Source organism: Nocardia spumae, from assembly GCF_020733635.1.
Lineage (GTDB): Bacteria > Actinomycetota > Actinomycetes > Mycobacteriales > Mycobacteriaceae > Nocardia > Nocardia spumae.
Map to the genome: position 1 here is coordinate 3,818,373 of NZ_JAJFZL010000001.1, position 17,895 is coordinate 3,836,267.

Annotated in this window: 18 protein-coding genes; 2 read left to right on the forward strand and 16 right to left on the reverse strand. The window is 67.9% G+C overall.

The genetic code is table 11. The features are described 5' to 3' along the window. The 10 genes from LKD76_RS17065 to LKD76_RS17105 form a co-directional block, all read right to left on the reverse strand. Nucleotides 1-477 carry a hydrogenase maturation protease gene (locus LKD76_RS17065; RefSeq protein ID WP_227982319.1) on the reverse strand — a complete coding sequence of 159 codons (477 nt, stop codon included), beginning with the start codon at nt 475-477 and terminating at the stop codon, nt 1-3. Between the two features lie 34 nt (nt 478-511). Next, nucleotides 512-631, reverse strand: a complete 120-nt coding sequence (locus tag LKD76_RS32360) for a DUF6893 family small protein (RefSeq protein WP_372465832.1) — start codon at nt 629-631, stop codon at nt 512-514. Nucleotides 632-675: 44 nt separating this feature from the next. Then, on the reverse strand, nt 676-1,995 hold the full coding sequence (locus LKD76_RS17070; protein WP_227982320.1) for a hypothetical protein: 1,320 nt from the start codon (nt 1,993-1,995) through the stop codon (nt 676-678). Further along, nucleotides 1,992-2,639, reverse strand: a complete 648-nt coding sequence (locus tag LKD76_RS17075; protein WP_227982321.1) for a DUF6084 family protein — start codon at nt 2,637-2,639, stop codon at nt 1,992-1,994. The genes LKD76_RS17070 and LKD76_RS17075 overlap by 4 nt, the downstream gene beginning before the upstream one ends. Next, entirely contained in the window at nt 2,636-3,277 is a 642-nt protein-coding gene (locus tag LKD76_RS17080; protein ID WP_227982322.1) for a DUF5947 family protein, read from the reverse strand. The genes LKD76_RS17075 and LKD76_RS17080 overlap by 4 nt, the downstream gene beginning before the upstream one ends. Further along, nucleotides 3,274-4,170: a NifU family protein gene (locus tag LKD76_RS17085; protein WP_504828448.1), complete on the reverse strand. Its 897-nt coding sequence runs from the start codon at nt 4,168-4,170 to the stop codon at nt 3,274-3,276. Before LKD76_RS17085 ends, LKD76_RS17080 begins: the two co-directional genes overlap by 4 nt. 56 nt (nt 4,171-4,226) lie before the next feature. Beyond that, nucleotides 4,227-6,023: a nickel-dependent hydrogenase large subunit gene (locus tag LKD76_RS17090; RefSeq protein WP_227982323.1), complete on the reverse strand. Its 1,797-nt coding sequence runs from the start codon at nt 6,021-6,023 to the stop codon at nt 4,227-4,229. Nucleotides 6,024-6,035: 12 nt separating this feature from the next. After that, nucleotides 6,036-7,091, reverse strand: coding sequence for an NADH-quinone oxidoreductase subunit B family protein (locus LKD76_RS17095; protein WP_227982324.1), 1,056 nt, complete (start codon nt 7,089-7,091; stop codon nt 6,036-6,038). An 83-nt stretch (nt 7,092-7,174) separates the two neighbouring features. Then, nucleotides 7,175-8,020, reverse strand: coding sequence for a hydrogenase nickel incorporation protein HypB (gene hypB, locus LKD76_RS17100; protein WP_227982325.1), 846 nt, complete (start codon nt 8,018-8,020; stop codon nt 7,175-7,177). After that, on the reverse strand, nt 7,981-8,352 hold the full coding sequence (locus LKD76_RS17105) for a hydrogenase maturation nickel metallochaperone HypA/HybF (RefSeq protein ID WP_227982326.1): 372 nt from the start codon (nt 8,350-8,352) through the stop codon (nt 7,981-7,983). Before LKD76_RS17105 ends, hypB begins: the two co-directional genes overlap by 40 nt. A 300-nt stretch (nt 8,353-8,652) precedes the next feature. Between LKD76_RS17105 and LKD76_RS17110 the strand changes: the two genes are divergently transcribed. Continuing rightward, entirely contained in the window at nt 8,653-9,684 is a 1,032-nt protein-coding gene (locus LKD76_RS17110) for a hypothetical protein (protein WP_227982327.1), read from the forward strand. A gap of 75 nt (nt 9,685-9,759) precedes the next feature. Here LKD76_RS17110 and LKD76_RS32175 read toward each other — a convergent pair whose 3' ends face one another. Then, nucleotides 9,760-10,410: a TetR/AcrR family transcriptional regulator gene (locus LKD76_RS32175; RefSeq protein ID WP_227982328.1), complete on the reverse strand. Its 651-nt coding sequence runs from the start codon at nt 10,408-10,410 to the stop codon at nt 9,760-9,762. Between the two features lie 82 nt (nt 10,411-10,492). Between LKD76_RS32175 and LKD76_RS17120 the strand changes: the two genes are divergently transcribed. After that, nucleotides 10,493-11,911 (forward strand): amidase, encoded by a 1,419-nt coding sequence (locus tag LKD76_RS17120; RefSeq protein WP_227982329.1) that lies wholly within the window; start codon nt 10,493-10,495, stop codon nt 11,909-11,911. Here LKD76_RS17120 and sigJ read toward each other — a convergent pair. From sigJ to LKD76_RS17145, 5 genes are all read right to left on the reverse strand, one after another. Next, the gene (sigJ, locus tag LKD76_RS17125; protein WP_227982330.1) at nt 11,908-12,798 is read right to left on the reverse strand and encodes an RNA polymerase sigma factor SigJ; all 891 of its coding nucleotides are present in this window, start codon (nt 12,796-12,798) and stop codon (nt 11,908-11,910) included. The genes LKD76_RS17120 and sigJ overlap by 4 nt on opposite strands. Then, entirely contained in the window at nt 12,795-13,976 is a 1,182-nt protein-coding gene (locus tag LKD76_RS17130; protein ID WP_227982331.1) for an NAD(P)/FAD-dependent oxidoreductase, read from the reverse strand. The genes sigJ and LKD76_RS17130 overlap by 4 nt, the downstream gene beginning before the upstream one ends. A gap of 124 nt (nt 13,977-14,100) precedes the next feature. Beyond that, a complete protein-coding gene (locus LKD76_RS17135; RefSeq protein WP_227982332.1) occupies nt 14,101-15,063 on the reverse strand; it encodes an acyl-ACP desaturase in 963 nt (320 codons plus the stop codon). 619 nt (nt 15,064-15,682) lie between these two features. After that, a complete protein-coding gene (locus LKD76_RS17140; RefSeq protein ID WP_227982333.1) occupies nt 15,683-17,422 on the reverse strand; it encodes a SulP family inorganic anion transporter in 1,740 nt (579 codons plus the stop codon). A 192-nt stretch (nt 17,423-17,614) separates the two neighbouring features. Next, nucleotides 17,615-17,893 carry a hypothetical protein gene (locus LKD76_RS17145; RefSeq protein ID WP_227982334.1) on the reverse strand — a complete coding sequence of 93 codons (279 nt, stop codon included), beginning with the start codon at nt 17,891-17,893 and terminating at the stop codon, nt 17,615-17,617. Nucleotides 17,894-17,895 lie beyond the last annotated feature (2 nt).

The following is a 17,895-nucleotide window of genomic DNA, read 5'->3' on the forward strand; positions in this document are numbered from 1 at the left end:
TCAGACCTCCGTCCGCTGTACCAGCAATCCGGCGACGACCCGGCCGACCGCGTCCACCGCCGGTGCCACCGCCGCGGCGACGGGCTCCGACAGGCCGATCTCCTCCGCGGTCGAGGCCACCTGACAGCCGACGACCACCGTCGGCGGTGGTGTCGCCCCCAACGCCCGCACACCGGCGAACACCGCCGCCGGGTCCATCCCGTGCGCGTCCAGCGCGGCCGGGTGGTCCGGGTCCGGCTCGGCGCGCAGGATCTCCAGCCGGCCCGGTTGTCCCCGGTCCGGCAGCGCGTCGACCAGGACCAAGGCGTCCCAGGGCTCGAGCAGGTCGTAGGCCAGATGCATACCGCGGATGCCGTAGTCGACGATGCGCACGCGCGGATCGGGGCCCGGCGGCATCCGCCGCACCACCTCGGGGCCGAAGCCGTCGTCGCCGAGAAAGATGTTGCCGATTCCCGCGACGAGTACGCGCCCGGTCATCGCGGATCGCCGGGCCGTGTCGTGTCCCCGACGTTCACATCCGCCGGATTCGCAGATAGCGGCGCATATCCGGGATCGAGCGCAGGCCGACGACCGCCGCTACCGCCACTGCCACGGCGACGACCGCCAACGCAACCATTCCCACAATCTCCATGAGAGGTCTCTCCTTTCCCGCTGTGCTGTCGCGGATTTCGCTGTTCAGTTGTCCGGTCCGTCGAGCGGTTCGAGCTCATCGGGATCGAAATACAGGTAGCGCCCGTACGATTCGTGCAGATCGGCGCCGGGATCATCGGTGATGACGACGCCCACGTGGGTGCGGCCGTCGACATCGGCGTGCACCGAGGTGACGCGGGCTTCGCGGCCGTCGAAGAACATGTCGTGGATGTCGGCGCGCCGGGTCGGGCGCAGCCGCACCCGGCTGCCCTTGCGCACCAGGGTTCCGGCGATGGCCACGGCATCGGAGTCCGGGCTGACCGCGCCGTCGGCCTCGGGATCCCACCAGTTCATCCCGAACGGGATCTCCGGAATCGGATGCGGCGCCTCGGCGTGCGGGTCGCGCAGTACGCCGTGCAGCCGGGCGAGATCCTCGGCGGTCATGGCGTCGCATCGGTCCACGATGCGGGCGGCGCGGGCATCGGTGGCGCGGGCGGCGGCCTTCTCCGCATCGGTCATGGTCATCACACGCAGGGACAGGATCTCGTCGATTTCGGTCGAATCGTAGAGCGGCTCCCGGCTCTGCTCCGCGATCTGCGGGTGGTCGTAGAGGATGATCGGCGAGAACAGCATCAGGCTGTGATCGCCGGGTGGTCCGGCCAGGACCGGGAAACACCGGTGGTGGGCGCACTGTTCGACGGCGCGCTCGGCCCGCGCGGGCGGTTCGAGCAGCGACACGAATTGCGCGCCGGCGATCTCCGCGATCACATGGGCGCCGATCAGCGAGCGGGTGATGGCATCGCGGGCATCGGTGGCCGGCGCTCCGGTGTTGCGTACCGTCACGGTCAGGCGCCGATATCCGCCGGCCTCGTCGAGGCCCAGTTCGACCTCGCCGCTCACTGCGGCGCGGACGCGCACCACCGTCGCGGACGAGCCCAGGGGTTCGGTCTCGGTGGCCGCTGGAATGCGGAACGGCACAGTGGTCGCCCCGGGCGCCGCCGGGCCGATCGAAATCTCCTGTTCGACGGCTTCGTCCCAGGCCCGGAACGATTGCGGCCCGATCGTGAGTTCGTCGATTTCCGCTCCGGCGCCGTCGCGTAGTCCGCGATGTTGCAGCTGCAGGAAACGAACCGCGATCCGGAGCACGGCACCGGCGTCGGGGGTGATCAGCACCTGCCCCCGCAGACACGAGTCCTCACCGGTTCCCGCCGCGGCGGCTCCCTCGGGGCCCAATACCCCGAACTGCCAGCGCGATCGGTTCTTCGCGGCATCGGCGCGATACGGATAGAGCAGGTAGCCCTCGTACAGCACGGCGTCGGCGACCGCCCGGGCGCGGGCCCGGCCGGCATCCTGTGCCGCGGTCACGACCGCTCCTCGGCGGCCGCGAGCAGGCGGTCGACGGCCTCGTCGAAGCCGAGCAGGCCGTGTCCCGATTTGAAGGCCGCCAACGCCGTCAGGGTCTCCTGGTTCAGTCGCACCCAGCCCATATGGGGAAAATGCGCGCCCATCAGATCCCGCCACACCGACACCGGCATCCGGTAGGTGTCGTCGCGGTCCCACGGGATCTGCTGGATCGCGAAACCGTGACTGCCGCGGATGAATACGGTGCCACTGAACAGGAATACCAGCGGCACCGTGCCGTCGCGCAGGGCGTGCAGATACTTCGAACCGGCGACCTCGAAGTCGTAGGTGCACGACATCGGCAGATCCACTTCGGCGCCACCGGTGAATCCGGGAATCGTGGTCGCGCAATGCATCCACAGAAACGATCGCTGGGTGTCGGCCCACCTCTCACGCGGGCCGAACAGATCCAGCAGGCCCGCGGCCTCCTCGTCGGAGTAGCCGCGGCGGTGCGGTTCGATGCGAACCTGCGCCCGCAGGGCGATCGCGTGCACCGGTTCGTCGCCGACCGACGCGATGCCGATCCGCGCGGACAGAATCGGGGTCACCGCATACGGCTCGGGCCGGATGTCGAGGACGGCGAAGGTCGTGGAGTACGCGGGGCTCATCCGCCGGCTCCGCTCGCCATCCCCGCGCGCGCCGATACCGCGGCGAAGAATTCCTCGATGTAGTCGCGTACCTCACTTCCACCGTCGAAACCGCGCCACAGCAGCCGGATTCGGCCCACGAACTCGTAGCACGCGTCGATCGGCAGGAGCAGACAGCTCGCCCCGGCGCCATCCCGATCGGGGACGCGCAGCAGCAGCGCCTCCACATCCTCGGCGAGGGTGTCCAGGGCAGGGTGCCGATCCAGGATGGACCGCCAGTTCTCCAGCGGCAGTTCCGATTCGATGGCCCCGGCCGGACCCGGGTAGAACGCGACCATCCGTCCCACCGCCGAACTGCGGAACAGGAAAACCAGGCCGACCGGGAACTCGAGACCGTCCCATTCCGCCTGGCTCATGGTGAAATCCGGAAACGCCGTATAGCGTTGCGGCACCGCGCGGTAGCGCAGCGCGGCCCGCTGATCGGTGAACAGGAGATAGCAGCCCCGGCAGACGCACATCAATTGCCGGGCCTCGACGTCGACGACATGCTGATGCTGCTCGGCGATGGATTCCGCGCACATCTCACACCGCTCGCCGGGCGGCGCGGGCGGCGGGCGATCCGCCGCCAGGCGGCGCAGTGTGCGGGCGGTCCCGGTCATCCGCTCACCCCCACCGGCACGGCGACCGACAGTTGCCCGTCACGAACGAGCACGGGCAGCGGTTCGAGATGCCCTTCACCGTCGAGGCGCGCTCCGGCATGCACGACGTCGTAATGGGCGCGGCACGCCGGGCACCGCAGCACCGGCTCGGCTCGGCCGGCTCCCCGATGCAGGACCGCGCCGGACAGTGATCGCGCGCACGCCGGACAGTGATCGCGGTAGACGTAGATCTCGTCGCCGACCCGGCAGGCCAGCACGGCAGATCCGGCCACCTCGAATCCGCCCACCTCACCCGCGGCGAGAGCGTCCAGTTCGGGTACCGCGACCCAGCTTCCGGCCGAACGAACATGTGCGAACAGCGAATCTGGTGCGATCACCGCGCCGTGGTCATCGGTCCGGGCCGTGACGACCTCGATGGCGTCGATCTCGGGCGCCGCGGCGCGCACCGCATCCTCCACCGCCAGCTCCAGGGTCACCGCGGAGGAGGGGCAGCCGCGGCAACTGCCGGTGAGCTCCAAGTGCACCACGGCGCCGGTGACATCGAGTAATCGCACATCGCCGCCGTGCGATCCCAGATACGGCCGCACCGAATCCAGTGCGGTCGCCACCCGCGTGTCCACATCGTCGGGGTGCAGGCCGTGGACCAGCAGCAGACTGGCGATCAGATCGTCGTCGAGCAGGCGCCGCACGGTATCGCGGTCGAGCTGTTCGATGATCCGGCCGAGACCGGCACCGTAGAGATCGACGACCTCTCCGACAAGTTGTTCGGCACGGTCGCGTGCTGCCGCGCCACCGGTGGACATGGCATCGAGCAAGGTGTCTATTCGTTCGCCCGCGCCACGCCACCGCTGTTGGTCCACCGCGATGTGGCCGGTCTCGGAGTGTTCGGGCACCGCGTCTACCGCCTCCTCTTCGCGTTCCGGGCCCGCCGGTCGGGCGGGCCCGTTGCCTATTCGGCGGTCAACGTCTGGGTCGGTGAATGCACCGTCTCGAGGGTTTTGCCCTTACCGAGGTACATGTGCACGCCGCACGGCAGGCACGGATCGAAACTGCGCACCGTGCGCATGATGTCGATGCCCTTGAAATGTTCGCGATCGTTCTCCTCGAAGATCGGCTGCCCCTGCACCGCGTCCTCGTACGGGCCCGGCGTGCCGAAGCTGTCGCGCGGATTCGCGTTCCACGGGGTCGGTGGATAGGGGTGGTAGTTGGCGATCTTCCCGTCGCGGATCACCATGTGGTGCGACAGCACGCCGCGCACCGCTTCGGTGAATCCGCAGCCGATTCCGCTGTCGGGCACCTCGAACTTCTCCCAGGTCTTCGTGCGACCGGCCCGGATCTCGGCGAGCGCCTGTTCGGCGAAATGCAGGGCACAGGCCGCGGCATAGGCCTGGAAGTAGGTGCGCGCGCGATCCCGCTCGATGGTGTTGCTGCCGTGAACGGGAATTTTCCATTCCAGCTCCACCGGCGGTTTCAGGGCGGTCTTGGGCAGATTGATCTGCACACTGTGCCCGGTCGCCTTCACGTAGCCGATATCGACGAGTCCGGCCAGGGCCGTGGACCACAATCGGGCCAGCGGACCGCCGCCGGTATCGAGCGCCAGATGGTTCTCGCCGTCGAACCAGCGCGGTGACATCACCCAGCTGTACTTGTCGTCCATATCCCGCTTCTGCGGTTTCGGGTTGGTGTGCTGATTCCAGGGATGGCGTCGATCCACCGGATTGCCCAGCGGATCCTGGGTGACGAACATCTCCTGATCGGTCCAGTCCTCGTAATACGAACTGCCCAGCAGGATTCGGATGCCGAGATTGATATCCACCAGCGAGGTAGTCAGGAGTTTCCCATCGACCACGACGCCGGGCGTCACGAACATCGCGCGACCCCACTGCTCCATATCCTTGTAGTCGAAATTGCAGACCTCGGGATCCTGGAAGGAACCCCAGCAGCCGAGCAGGGTCCGGCGCAGGCCGACCTTCTCGTAGCCGGGAACGGCCTCGTAGAAGAAATCGAACAGATCGTCGTGCATCGGCACGACCTTCTTCATGAATTCCACATAGCGCATCAGCCGGCTGGTGTAATCGGTCATCAGCTGCACTGTCGCGACCGTGCCGATCCCGCCGGGATACAGCGTCGACGGATGGACGTGGCGCCCTTCCATCAGGCAGAACATCTCGCGGGTGTACCGGCTCACCTGCAGGGCCTCGCGGTAGAACTCGCCGGTGAACGGGTTGAGCGCGCGCATGATGTCGGCAATGGTGCGATAGCCGTGCGCGTCGGCGTGCGGTGCGGAGGTCTTCTCCGCCTGCGCCAGGACGCCCGGATTGGTCTCCGACACCATCTTCTCGCAGAAATCCACGCCGACCAGATTCTCCTGGAAGATGTTGTGGTCGAACATGTATTCCGCGGCTTCGCCGAGATTCACCAGCCACTCGCCCAGATGGGGTGGCTTGACCCCGTAGGCCATGTTCTGCGTGTAGCACGAGCAGGTGGCGTGGTTGTCACCGCAGATGCCGCAGATCCGGCTGGTGATGAAATGCGCGTCGCGCGGATCCTTGCCGCGCATGAATATCGAGTAGCCGCGGAAGATGGACGACGTGCTGTGACATTCGACCACTTCGCGATTCTCGAAGTCGATCTTGGTGTATATGCCGAGGCTGCCGACGATCCGGGTGATCGGGTCCCACGCCATTTCGACGAGCGAATCCGGGTCGATCTTCTTGTGTGACGGCTCCGGGATGATCTGTGTCATCGAGCGACCCTCCTACCAGGTGCGTGTCGCGCCCGTATCCAATGTCGCGCTCTTGTGCCGCCAGTGCGGCTCCTTGTCCACGGTGCGGCCGGTGATGTGGCGCAGGCTGCGAATCACCGAGCCGTACAGTCCCGACGCCGTCGAGGACAGCTTTCCCCCGGGCGGCTCGTCCATGAACGGCATGAATTTGTCCGGGAATCCCGGCATGGTGCATCCGATGCAGATACCGCCCACATTCGGGCACCCACCCACGCCGTTGATCCAACCGCGTTTGGGCACATTGCATTTCACCACCGGACCCCAGCAGCCCAGTTTCACGATGCATTTGGGTGAACCGTATTCGTCGGCGAAGTCACCCTGCTCGTAATAGCCCGCGCGATCGCAGCCCTCGTGCACGGTCGCGCCGAAGAGCCATTTGGGACGCAGGACCTCGTCGAGCGGGATCATCGGCGCCTGACCGGTCGCCATGTAGAGCAGATAGGTCAGCGTTTCCGACAGATTGTCCGGCTGGATCGGGCATCCGGGAACGCAGACGATGGGAATGTCGGCCTTGGATTTCCAGTCCCAGCCCAGATAGTCCGGGACTCCCATCGCCCCGGTCGGATTACCGGCCATCGCGTGGATACCGCCGTAGGTGGCGCAGGTGCCCACCGCGACGACCGCGGTCGCTTTCGGCGCCAGCCGGTCCAGCCATTCACTGGTGGTCATCGGCTGATCGGTGTCCGGGTTGTTGCCGAATCCGCACCAGTATCCCTCGGTGTGCAACTTCTCGTTCGGTATCGATCCTTCGACGACCAGGACGAACGGCTCGAGTTCGCCGCGATCGGCCTTGAAGAACCATTCGAGGAAGTCGTCGGCTCCCCCGGTCGGGCCGCACTCGAAATCGATGAGCGGCCAATGTACGGCGATCTTGGGTAGACCGGGCAGGGCGCCCAGTGCGATTTCTTCGACACTGGGCTGGGTGGCGGCAGTCAGCGCCACCGAATCGCCGTCACAACTGAGGCCGGCGTTGATCCACAAGACGTGTATCAGCGTTTCCTCGGCCCGAACTGCTTCCTTCGTGGGCATGAGTTTGCCGCCTTCCCGAACCGGGCGGGGGCTGGCCGATCCGGCTCGAAGCCGTCACGATCTGTGATACAGACCACATCAGTTTAGGCCGGTCGGTTTGTTGCGACAACAGCTGTTGACGCTTCATTCGATCGGTACTGCTCGCGCAGCCACCGGTACCAGTCCGACATTCCTGTTCCCGTCGCGGCCGAGACCGGCAGGATCGTCACATCGGGATTGACCGAACGCGCGTACTCCGAGCACCGATCCAGATCGAAATCGACATAGGGCAGCAGATCCACCTTGTTGATCAGAACCAGGCCCGCCGCGGCGAACATGTGCGGATACTTCAGCGGTTTGTCGGTTCCCTCGGTAACAGAGACGATGACCACTTTGGCCCGCTCACCGAGATCGAACAGAGCCGGGCACACCAGATTTCCGACGTTCTCGATGAAGACGACCGATCCCGCGGGCGGATCCAGCGTATCGAGCGCCTGCCGCACCATCTGCGCGTCCAGGTGGCATCCCGCGCCGGTATTGATCTGCACCACCCGGCAACCGGTGGCCCGGATCCGGTCCGCGTCGAGCAGGGTCTCCTGATCACCCTCTATCACCGCGATCGGGATATCGGCGCAATCGCGCACGGTCCGCTCCAGCAGGGTGGTCTTCCCCGCCCCGGGCGAGCTGGTCATATTGAGCGCCACGATGTTCTGCGCGGCCAGCCACTGCCGATTTCGCTGTGCCAGTTCATCGTTCTTGGCCAGCACCTTCTCCTCGAGGGTGACGGTCTCGGTCACCGGAAGGTGGATATGTTCATCGCCGCCGGCGTGGCTGTGACCGCCCGGCCCGTGGTCGTGCACATGGCCGACTTCGTGGTCGTGGTCGTGGTCGTGGTCGTGCGGGACGGTGATCACGGCAGTGTCGTCTCCGCATCCGCAGGTTGCGCACATGGATCACTCACCTCCATCGAACGGATTCGCAGTTCGCGGCCCGCGACGAGTTCGACGTCGGCGCTGCCGCATCCACACAGCAGGATCGGGTCGCGCAGGGTGAAATCGGCGCCGCAGCGTCGGCAGCGCGCCCGGCCCGGTACCGGCTCGATCGACAGCCGCGCGCCCTCGGCCACCGTGCCCTCGGCGGCCAGGTCGAAGCAGAATCGCAGCGCATCGGGGACGACCGCGCACAGATCCCCCACCGCGACGGTCACGCTGTGAACTCGCCGTCCCGCCGCGTTGCGCTCTATTCCGCCGATGATCGCCTCGGCGATCGCCAACTCGTGCATGCGATATCTCGATTCCTCCGTCAGCCGGGATCGTCGATCGCCACGTAGTGATCAACATTACTCGCGCACCGGGCGGCTGATCGGTTTACTCGGAATTCGCTGAACTCTGCCGGGAGCGTCGTCTGCGGCCGCTCGCCGCGGAGGGCGAACCGCAGATCACCGAGCTGCCGGGTCGGAGCGGGCAGATCTCGGACTCCCGGAAAAGTCGCCGTCGGCGGGCGACGGTACGGACCCACCGGCCCGGCGAGCGCGGCTAACCGGCGCGCCCCGGACCGCGCCCGCCGCGCTTACCATGATGGAATGAGTTCTCGTGCAGTGCATTTCGTCGGCAGCTTCCCCGCCGACGGCACGGAAACCGCTATGCGCGCGATGCTGGACGGTAGCGCTGGTCGGCTCCGGACCCTGCCGACCGGTGAAACTCGGCGCTACGAACTCTATGTCGTGCCCATTCTGGACGATCTGGTGACGCAGGGAAAGCTGGAGGTCGTACGCCCGGGTCAGTGGCGCTCGCTCATCGACCGGACGGTCTACCGGGTCCCGCGCGGTGTCGAATTCCGTGGTGACGACATCGATCTCGGCTATCTGCGCGAGGCCGAGGAGGCCTGGCCGATCTTCGAGCGGTTGCGAGCGGAGTACGACCGGCCCGATCTGGCGCTCCAACTCGGGATGCCCACCGCTCTCACGCTCGCGGCCATCGCGCTGGGACCGAAGGGCGCGATATCGCGTCGGCAGGCGTTTCTGGAGGCGACGGTGCGGGATGTGGCCGCGATTCGCGAGCTGGCCGGCGACGATGTCGTCATCCAGTTGGAGGCCACCGCCGAACTCGTGCTCACCGCCCGCGGCGGCCCGCTGAGCCGCTCGGTGGAACGGGCGTTGCGCCTCGGCGCCGGTATCGCCGAGCTGGCCGCCGCGACGCCCGCGGGCACCCGGATCGGCGTCCATCTGTGCCTGGGGAGTCTGCGCAACAAAGCAGCCGCCGCCGCACACGCCCGGCCGGTCGTGGAACTGGCCAATTCGCTGGTCCGGCACTGGCCCGAGAACCGAACGCTGGAGTACGTGCACGCACCGTTCGCCGCGGGCGACCACGCACCGCCGACCGGCGCCCGGTTCTACCGGCGGCTGGCCGATCTGTCGCTGCCGGTGGGCACCCGGTTCTACCCGGGTCTGGTGCACGATGCGCCCACGGTCGCGCAGCAACAGGCGACGCTGGCCGATATCGAGGCCGCGCTGGGCGCACCCGTCGACGGCGTCGCCGCTCCGTGTGGACTCGGCAGGCGGTCCCGGCCGGTAGCCGAGGACCTCATTGCCCGCGCCGCCCGACTCGCCGACTGACCGAAGACCGGGCGATACGGTGCGGCGGACCGTCCCGCGGAAGCGCAATCGCGGCCGCCGGCACCCCGCAGTGGCCTACCCGGTGCCGATCTCGTCCCCGTGCGGCTGCTGCCGTAGGGCGAGAGCGAGTTCGACATGCCCGTTGTCTAGCAGAAATCCCAGGAACAGTGCCCGGAAGGCCGCGTGCACGGACTCGGCCGGCAGTGCGCCCGGCACGGCCAGTTCGTGGAGCGCCAGCCCGTGCGCCAACGCGGTGAAAGCCGGTGCCGCGGTGTCGGGTTCGGGCCCGCCTGCCGCCCGCACACCCGCGGCGGCCACCCGCCGGGCGGCGGTCAGAGCGCGGGCGGCGGCATCGCCGAACTCCGGATGACGCGCGGCGTGCAGGTACGCCTCGAACAGGGCGAGCGTTTCCGGAGTGCGCGGCGCGGCGGTGGCGGCCAGGGCCGCCGCGACCTCGTCGGGCGTGCTCCGCGCCATGGCGAGGGTCTCCGCGAGGGCGACCTGGGCATCGGCATCGGCTTCGGTGTGCACGCGCAACGCTTCCTCGGTGAGCGCGTCGATCGAGTCGAAGAAATAGCCGACGGTGGTCAGTGGCAGACCGGCCTGCTCGGTCACCGCGCGATGGGTCACCCCGGAGGCGCCGACGGCAGCGGCCACTTCGACGGCGGCCTTCAGCAGGGCTTCGCGCCGAGCCATGGCGCTCGGACGGTGGCGGCGCGTGGTCACGCCGACCACCCTAGAGCAGATCTGGAAACTCTTACAGAATCGCTCTGGGCAAAGTCTGTAAGTTCTTCTAGTCTTGACCGGCATGACGTCCATCCACGCCTTCCGCGACGACGCACTCGGCGAGCACGATGCGGTCGCCCTCGCCGAACTGGTTCGCGACGGCGCGGTGAGTCCCCGGGAACTCGCCGCCGCCGCTATCGACCGGGCCCGCCTGGTCGACGCCCGGTTGCACGCGGTCGCGCACCCGGCTTTCGACGCTCCCCGCTACGGCGCCCGGTCCGAGGCCGCCCTCCACGGCGTACCGACGTTCATCAAGGACAACACCGATGTCGCGGGCATGCCGACCAACCACGGCAGCGAGGCCTTCCGCGCCCGGCCCGCCGGCAAGGACGGCGCCTACACCGCACAGTTTCTCGGCACCGGCCTCACCCTCATCGGCAAATCCCGCCTGCCGGAGTTCGGTTTCAACGCCACCACCGAGTTCATGACCGAACCGCCGACGCGAAACCCGTGGAATCCGGATCATTCGATCGGCGCGTCCTCGGGCGGATCGGCTGCACTCGTCGCGGCGGGTGTCGTCCCGATCGCCCATGCCAACGACGGTGGTGGGTCGATCCGCATCCCGGCCGCCTGCGGCGGGCTCGTCGGACTCAAACCGAGTCGCGGCCGCCACATCGATGGTGAACAAGTCGCCCACGTGCCGATTCACATGATCTCCGAGGGCGTGCTCACCCGCACCGTCCGCGACACAGCCGCCTTCGTCGCCGCGGCCGAGAACTATTGGCGCAACCCGAAACTCGCGCCCATCGGCGACGTGTGCGGGCCCGCCCGCCGCCGCCTGCGGGTGGGACTGGTGATGGACAGCGTGACCGGCGCCCGGGTCGACGACCCCACCCGCGCCGCGGTCGAGCGCACCGCGGCGCTACTGGAGCAGGCCGGGCATATCGTCGAGCCGATCGCGCTACCGGTGACCGGGCAGTTCGCCACCGACTTCGTCCAGTACTGGGCGTTGCTGGCCGAACTCGCGGTCAGCACCGGCAAACTCATCCTCGACCGATCCTTCCGGGCCGCCGCCACCGACGGCCTGACCCAGGGCCTGCGCGCCCATCACCGCCGCACCTGGCAGCGCACCCCGGGTGCGCTGCGCCGGCTGCGCCGCATCCCCGACACCTATGCGCGTATGTTCGCACGGCACGAAGTCGTTGTCTCGCCGGTACTTTCGCACTCGGCTCCGAAACTCGGCTTCATCGCGCCGACCGTGCCGTTCCCCGAGTTGATCGACCGGCTCACCAACTACGTGGCCTATACGCCACTGAACAACATCGCCGGTACCCCGGCGGTCTCGCTGCCGATGGGCCGCACCGACGACGGACTGCCGGTCGGTGTGCAGCTGTCCGGCGCGTACGGAGATGAACGCACACTGATCGAACTGGCGTATCTGCTCGAGGCCGAACATCCCTTCCCGCGGATCGAGCGGTCCAGTAGCGCGGCGCTCACCTAACGGCTGATTCGCCGCGGCACCGCCACGGTGAGCAGTTTGTCGGGATTGCGGATGGCGTAGAGGGTGGCGATCTTCCCATCCGCGATCTCGATCAGGTAGACCCCGGCCGGACGGCCCTCGCGATAGACCGCCAGGGCCGGCGCATGGTTGCAGTTGACCATCTCGATCCGCAGGTCCGGCGTCGACTTGCGGAACAGATCCAGCAGGTACCGGGCTACCCGCTCGGCGCCGACCACCGGCCGGCGCGCGGCGAGGGCCTTGCCGCCGCTGTCGGCGATGAACATGGCGTCCGGCGCCAGCATCGAGAGCAGGCCGTCCACATCGCCGGTGGTCGTCGCCGCCATGAACTGTTCGGTGATCCGCGTGATCGCGCCGGCGTCGACCGGTTCGAAGCGCCGGCGCCGCGCCTGTACGTGCCCGCGGGCACGGTGCGCCACCTGCCGCACCGTCGTCACCGATTTGCCGACGGCCGCGGCGATCTCGTCGTAGTCGAATCCGAACACCTCGCGCAGGACGAACACCACGCGTTCGTCGGGGCCGAGGGTTTCCAGCACGACGAGCATCGCCATCGACACCGATTCGGCCAGCACCATATCCGCCGATGCGTCCTGCTCGTCGATCAGCAGCGGCTCCGGCAGCCAGGGGCCGATGTAGTCCTCACGGCGGCGAGCTCCGGCCCGCAGGGTGTTGAGCGCCTGGCGCGTCACCAGCCGCGCCAGATAGGACCTGGTGTCGCGCACGGTCGTCAGGTCGACCGTCGACCACCGCAGGTAGCTCTCCTGCAGCACATCGTCGGATTCGGTTGCCGAGCCGAGGATTTCGTAGACGATGGTGAACAGCAGCGGCCGCAGCAGCGTGAACCGCGCGGCATGCTCGTCGGCCGTCACGAGGGTGCGCCCGCCGATGCGGGCGCCGCCTGCGCGGGCCGCGGGCCGCCCTTCGGCCAGAACATCGAACCGGGTTTGCGGGCCTCCCTGCGGATCTTCCCCACACCGAACGTGCAGGTCATCTCCTTGATCCTGGCACCCATGCGGCCGCCGATGTAGAGGTTGACGGCGGTGTCGTCCTTGCGGGCGAGCTGCCGGATACCGGCACGACGGCCGAGACTGACACATGTTCCGACGAGGGCCTGATCGATCACCGCGGGCTGGGTCCCCGCGATCCGGCTCAGCACGGTGTCGGCGGCCTGTGCCCCGAGTGCGCCCGCGGCCTGTGAGCACATCCGCAACGGCTGCCCCGACGGCGCCGCGGCGTCGCCGGTCGCGACGACTCGGCTGTCGTCGATACTGGTCAGGGTCTCGTCGGTCAGCAGCCGGCCCACGGCATCGGTGCGCAATCCGCTCGCCGCCGCCAACCTCGGCACGCCGAAACCGGTCGTCCAGATGGTGAGCGCGCTGGGACACACCGCACCCCCGCCGAGGACCACCGCATCCGGCCGGACCTCGGTCACCACATCGCCCTCGAGCACCGTGACATTGTGCCGCGAAAGCCATTTCGCGACATAGCGACGGCCCGCCGGACTCAGCGACGGCATCAGCGTCGAGCCGCAGACCAAGGTCACCGACCGTCCCTGTTCGGTCAGTTCCGCGGCGGTCTCGATACCGGTCGGCCCCCCGCCGACCACGGTGATCGGCGCATCGGGGGAAAGCTCTTCCAAGCGGGAGCGGATTGTCCGGGCGTTCTCGAATTCGGCGAGGGCGACAGCGAATTCGGCCGCCCCCGGCACCGACGGTATCGCGGCGGTGCTGCCGACCGCGTAGACGACATGGTCGTAATCGAGTACGCGGCCCGATTCGAGCCGCACGGTGCGGGCCGCGGTATCGATCCGGGAGGCCGTATCGACGATCAGCCGGATGCCCTCGCCGAGCAGAGTGCCGTAGTCGAGGGTCGCCTCCCCGGTGCCCGCGACGAGCTGATGCAGCCGGACCCTGTCCACGAAATGCGGACGGGGGTTGACCACCGCGATGTCGATATCCGGTCGCATTCGCAGGTGGTTGGCCGCGACCGTTCCGGCGTAGCCGCCGCCGATGACGAGGACCCTGTGGTGTGTGTGCTGTTCGCTCATGCCCCCAAGACACCGCGCGCGGCCGAAATATGACATGCCAGGATGTGACGCGCGCCACGGTTCAGTGGTGTGTGCGGACCGCCGCGACCCGGCCGCCCGCACACCCCTCCTCCGATCGCGCCGGCTACACCTCGACCGGGTCCCGGCCTTCGGCCTTGGCGGCCTCGCGGGCCAGGATGCGCGCGCGCTGCTCCTCGAAACGGACGACATCGCGGCCCAGCTTCTCGAGATACTCGGCGAGTTCCTCGCGAGCCCGCTCACCACGCGCGGTGAAATCGTTGCGGTCGAAGACATTCCAGGTCCGCAGCACCGGATTGAGTACCTCGTCGAGATGCTGGCGCAGATCGTAGATCCCGTGCTTGACCATCAGCACACCGTTGCGCCGCCAGTTCGGCATCCCGGTTCCCGGCATGGCGAAATTCCGGACCACCGTGGTGACCGACTCCATCGTCTGATCAGGCGCCAGATCGAATGCCGCCGCGGTGAGTGTCCGATAGAAGATCATGTGCAGGTTCTCGTCGGCCGCGATCCGCGCGAGCATCTTGTCGGCGATCGGGTCACCGCAGACCCGGCCGGTGGAGCGATGGCTGATGCGGGTCGCCAGTTCCTGGAACGTCACGTAGGCGACCTGGTCGAGGACGCCACCGAAATCATCGGGTGCGTGGACGCCGCGGGTCATGTGCACCATCCGGTCGTGTTCCAGGGCCACCGGATCCACCCCGCGCGTGACGACGAGATAGTCGCGCATCGCGATGGCGTGGCGGTTCTCCTCGGCCGTCCAGCGGCCGACCCAGGTGCCCCAGGCGCCATCGCTGGAGAAGTTCTCGGAGATGGTCCGATGATAGGACGGCAGATTGTCCTCGGTGAGCAGGTTCGTGATCATGGCGACCTTCGCCACTTCGGACAAGCGGGACTGTTCGGGCTCCCAGTCGACCCCGCCCATCGCGGCGAAGTTGCGCCCCTCATCCCACGGCACATAGTCGTGCGGGTTCCACTCCTTCGCCGTGGCGAGGTGCCGGTCCAGGGTCGTGGCGACCACCGGCTCCAGTTCGGTGAGCAACTGCAACTGCGTCAAATCCCTTGGCATACAATCCCTTTCGAAATGATGAACCATCGGCACTCGCGACACACCAGAGTTGTTCCGGTAGCGGTGTTGCGGGGCGACACGCTACCCGGTGGACCGATGGCCACGGCCGCTTTCGAGCCGGAGTCCTCGCCCACCTCGCACGGCGCCGGCCGCCTGTCGCACGGCTCGACACCCCTTTCGAACGTCATCGATCGGATCGATGCTACGACGCACTCGGCGCCATCCCGGAGTGTCGACCCCGATCCGGCGCCGCAACGGCTCCATTGCCCGGCGTGCCTGATCTGCGCCGGGACGGGTCCGTATTCATTGCGCATCTCGGCGACCGAGGTGAGCGTGACACCGAAAATCGCTTCCATCCGGAGTGGATCGCGACGCTGCACGCGATCATCGACGAGCTCTCGCCTCGGACGGGCCCGCCGCGCCGGTGTGGCGCTGACCGAGTCGATCGCCGGCTACAACAATCACTCGATGGTGTCCGGCCCGGGAACGACCGGGCTCCGGTCGGCGTGAGCCACCCGAGTTTCGGCCGGTTCCGGCAATCGGTATAGTGAACGCATCACATACTCGGGTGGGACAATGTAGGTGTAACTTCGAGTTACAGTAACTTCTGGGCAGCGGCTCACGATGTCTGCGCTCCCCCGCTACCGCCCTCGTTCGAGGTCCCGTCCTCCGCCGCGGCACCGTTGTCGGGCAGATCCGCCACCGCCGCGGTGACGGTTGGGTACAACCCCACCGGTGTCGCCCCCCGCTCCGCGGTTCCCAGCTCGTCCCCGAACTGACCGATCGAGCGAGCGATGCGGAAGTCGATTCTCCTGCGGCCCAACTCGTTTCGCAGATCCGCCAGCATCGCCGCGGCCGTCACATCGATACTCGGCGAGGTCTCGGCGTCGAGCACCACCAACCGGGTGCGATCGGTGCACAACCGCTCGATGCGCTCGCGCACGTAATCCGCGTTGACGAAGAACAAGCCCGACTCCACCCGCACCACCACCAGATCCGGACGCTGCCGCAGATCCGGATGCCGGTCCACGTCCAGCCACAGGGTGCCGGACCGGACCACCTGTGCCACATGCGGCCGCGAGGTGCGATACACCAGCAACAGCATGGAGATGCCGATCCCGATCAGCAGGCCCGGAAGCGTATCGAAGAACAGCACGCCCAGCATCGCGGCCATCGCCGCGGCGAAATCGGCCCGGGCCGCTTTGCCGTAGATGCCGCCCAGCCGCTCGGTCCAGACTCGATACAACCGGCGCAGCGCGGCGACGTCGACCAGCTCGATCACCGCCGCGATCACCACACCCGCCAGGGTCGCCTCCGGCAGCTTCTCGAACAGCCCCGTCAGGAACAGCAGGGTCAGTACGGTCAGCACCGCGACCACCAAACCGCTGGCCTGCGATTTGGCACCCGCCGAGCCGTTGACCGCCGTCTTGGACAGACTTCCGTTGACCACCATCCCCGAGGCCAGCCCCGCGCCGACATTGGCGGCGCCCAAACCCAGGAGTTCACGGTTGGCGTCGACCTGGTAACCCGCCTTGGCCGCATAGGTTTTCGCCGCGCCCAGCCCCTCGGCGAAGCCGATCAGCAGCACTCCGACCGCGGGTCCGAGCAGATCGATGTAATCGGAGAAATCCACGCCAGCGGGCAACCCGAGCACCGGGAGCCCGGAATCGATGTGGCCGACGATCGCGACCCCCTTGTCGTCCAGATCGAATACCGCCACCGCCACGATGCCGACCAGCACCGCCAGCAGCGACCCCGGCACCAGTGGCAGCCAGCGCTTGACCACCAGCACGATCGCCAGGCTCAGCACACCGACGACCAGTGTGCGCCACTGGGTGTCGCCCAGGTGACTCAGCACGCCCCACGCCTGCTCGAAGAAATCGCCCTCGTGTTTGTCGATGCCGAACAGTTTGGGCACCTGGCCGATGATGATGGTCAGCGCCAGGCCGATGATGAATCCCTTGAGCACCGGTTCGGAAATGAACGCCGCGACGAATCCCAGCCGGATCACCCCGGCTATCAACCCCGCCACCCCCGTCACGATCGCCAGGGCCACCGACAATCCGATGTAGCGGCCACCGTCGGCGCCGGCCAGCGGCGTCACGATCGCCGCCGACAAGGCGGCGGTGGCCGACATCGGCCCCACCACCAGATGCCGGGAACTACCCGCGAGCGCGTAGAGAACCAGCGCCGGCACCGCCGCGTAGAGCCCGACCACCGGCGGCACTCCGGCGATCGAAGCGTAGGCCAGCGCCTCGGGCACCAGTACCGCCCAGACCGTCAGCCCGGCGACGACATCGGCACGCAGCCATTGCGGGCGATATCCCGCGAAGGATTCGAACACCCAGCGTGCCGCCACTGTGCCCTCCTGCCGGGATCGGTCGCGGCCCGCCGCCGCCGGACGAGCCCGTTGCCCGCACGGTAACCAGTGGCGGTCCCACTACTCGTCACACGTTCCGGGTGAAATCCGCTTCGGCCGGCGGCCATCGCGTCGGCGAGACGGGATCGGCGCGGGGATTCGATTGGATCCGCGGCGGCTCCGGTGAGCTGATCAGCGGAGCGGGCCGCCCACGGCGTCGTCGGGAGGTGCCGATCCGGAATCCGCCGCGGGAGTGATGCGCGGGTCGGCGAAGACCTCCGCGGTGCCGGAGGCGGCGGCCGCGATCCGATCGGCGGCAGTATCGGTCACCCGCAGGGCGTAGAGATCCTGTGCCGGATCCACCGCGACGAGGCCGAAATCGTGATCGACCTCGTCGTCGGCGAGATGCAACTGACTGCGCGCCGCGGCCAGCGTGGCATCGGCGCGCAGCCGGATGGTCAGCAGCGGCATGG

What these genes read in the sequence shown, in the direction of transcription:
- LKD76_RS17105 (WP_227982326.1), bottom strand. Translation starts at nt 8,352, where the DNA reads ATGCACGAGTTGGCGATCGCCGAGGCGATCATCGGCGGAATAGAGCGC.
- hypB (WP_227982325.1), bottom strand. Translation starts at nt 8,020, where the DNA reads ATGTGCGCAACCTGCGGATGCGGAGACGACACTGCCGTGATCACCGTC.
- LKD76_RS17135 (WP_227982332.1), bottom strand. Translation starts at nt 15,063, where the DNA reads ATGCCAAGGGATTTGACGCAGTTGCAGTTGCTCACCGAACTGGAGCCG.
- LKD76_RS17075 (WP_227982321.1), bottom strand. Translation starts at nt 2,639, where the DNA reads ATGAGCCCCGCGTACTCCACGACCTTCGCCGTCCTCGACATCCGGCCC.
- LKD76_RS17080 (WP_227982322.1), bottom strand. Translation starts at nt 3,277, where the DNA reads ATGACCGGGACCGCCCGCACACTGCGCCGCCTGGCGGCGGATCGCCCG.
- LKD76_RS17090 (WP_227982323.1), bottom strand. Translation starts at nt 6,023, where the DNA reads ATGACACAGATCATCCCGGAGCCGTCACACAAGAAGATCGACCCGGAT.
- LKD76_RS32360 (WP_372465832.1), bottom strand. Translation starts at nt 631, where the DNA reads ATGGAGATTGTGGGAATGGTTGCGTTGGCGGTCGTCGCCGTGGCAGTG.
- LKD76_RS17065 (WP_227982319.1), bottom strand. Translation starts at nt 477, where the DNA reads ATGACCGGGCGCGTACTCGTCGCGGGAATCGGCAACATCTTTCTCGGC.
- LKD76_RS17110 (WP_227982327.1), top strand. Translation starts at nt 8,653, where the DNA reads ATGAGTTCTCGTGCAGTGCATTTCGTCGGCAGCTTCCCCGCCGACGGC.
- LKD76_RS17095 (WP_227982324.1), bottom strand. Translation starts at nt 7,091, where the DNA reads ATGCCCACGAAGGAAGCAGTTCGGGCCGAGGAAACGCTGATACACGTC.
- LKD76_RS17120 (WP_227982329.1), top strand. Translation starts at nt 10,493, where the DNA reads ATGACGTCCATCCACGCCTTCCGCGACGACGCACTCGGCGAGCACGAT.
- LKD76_RS17130 (WP_227982331.1), bottom strand. Translation starts at nt 13,976, where the DNA reads ATGAGCGAACAGCACACACACCACAGGGTCCTCGTCATCGGCGGCGGC.
- LKD76_RS17145 (WP_227982334.1), bottom strand. Translation starts at nt 17,893, where the DNA reads ATGCCGCTGCTGACCATCCGGCTGCGCGCCGATGCCACGCTGGCCGCG.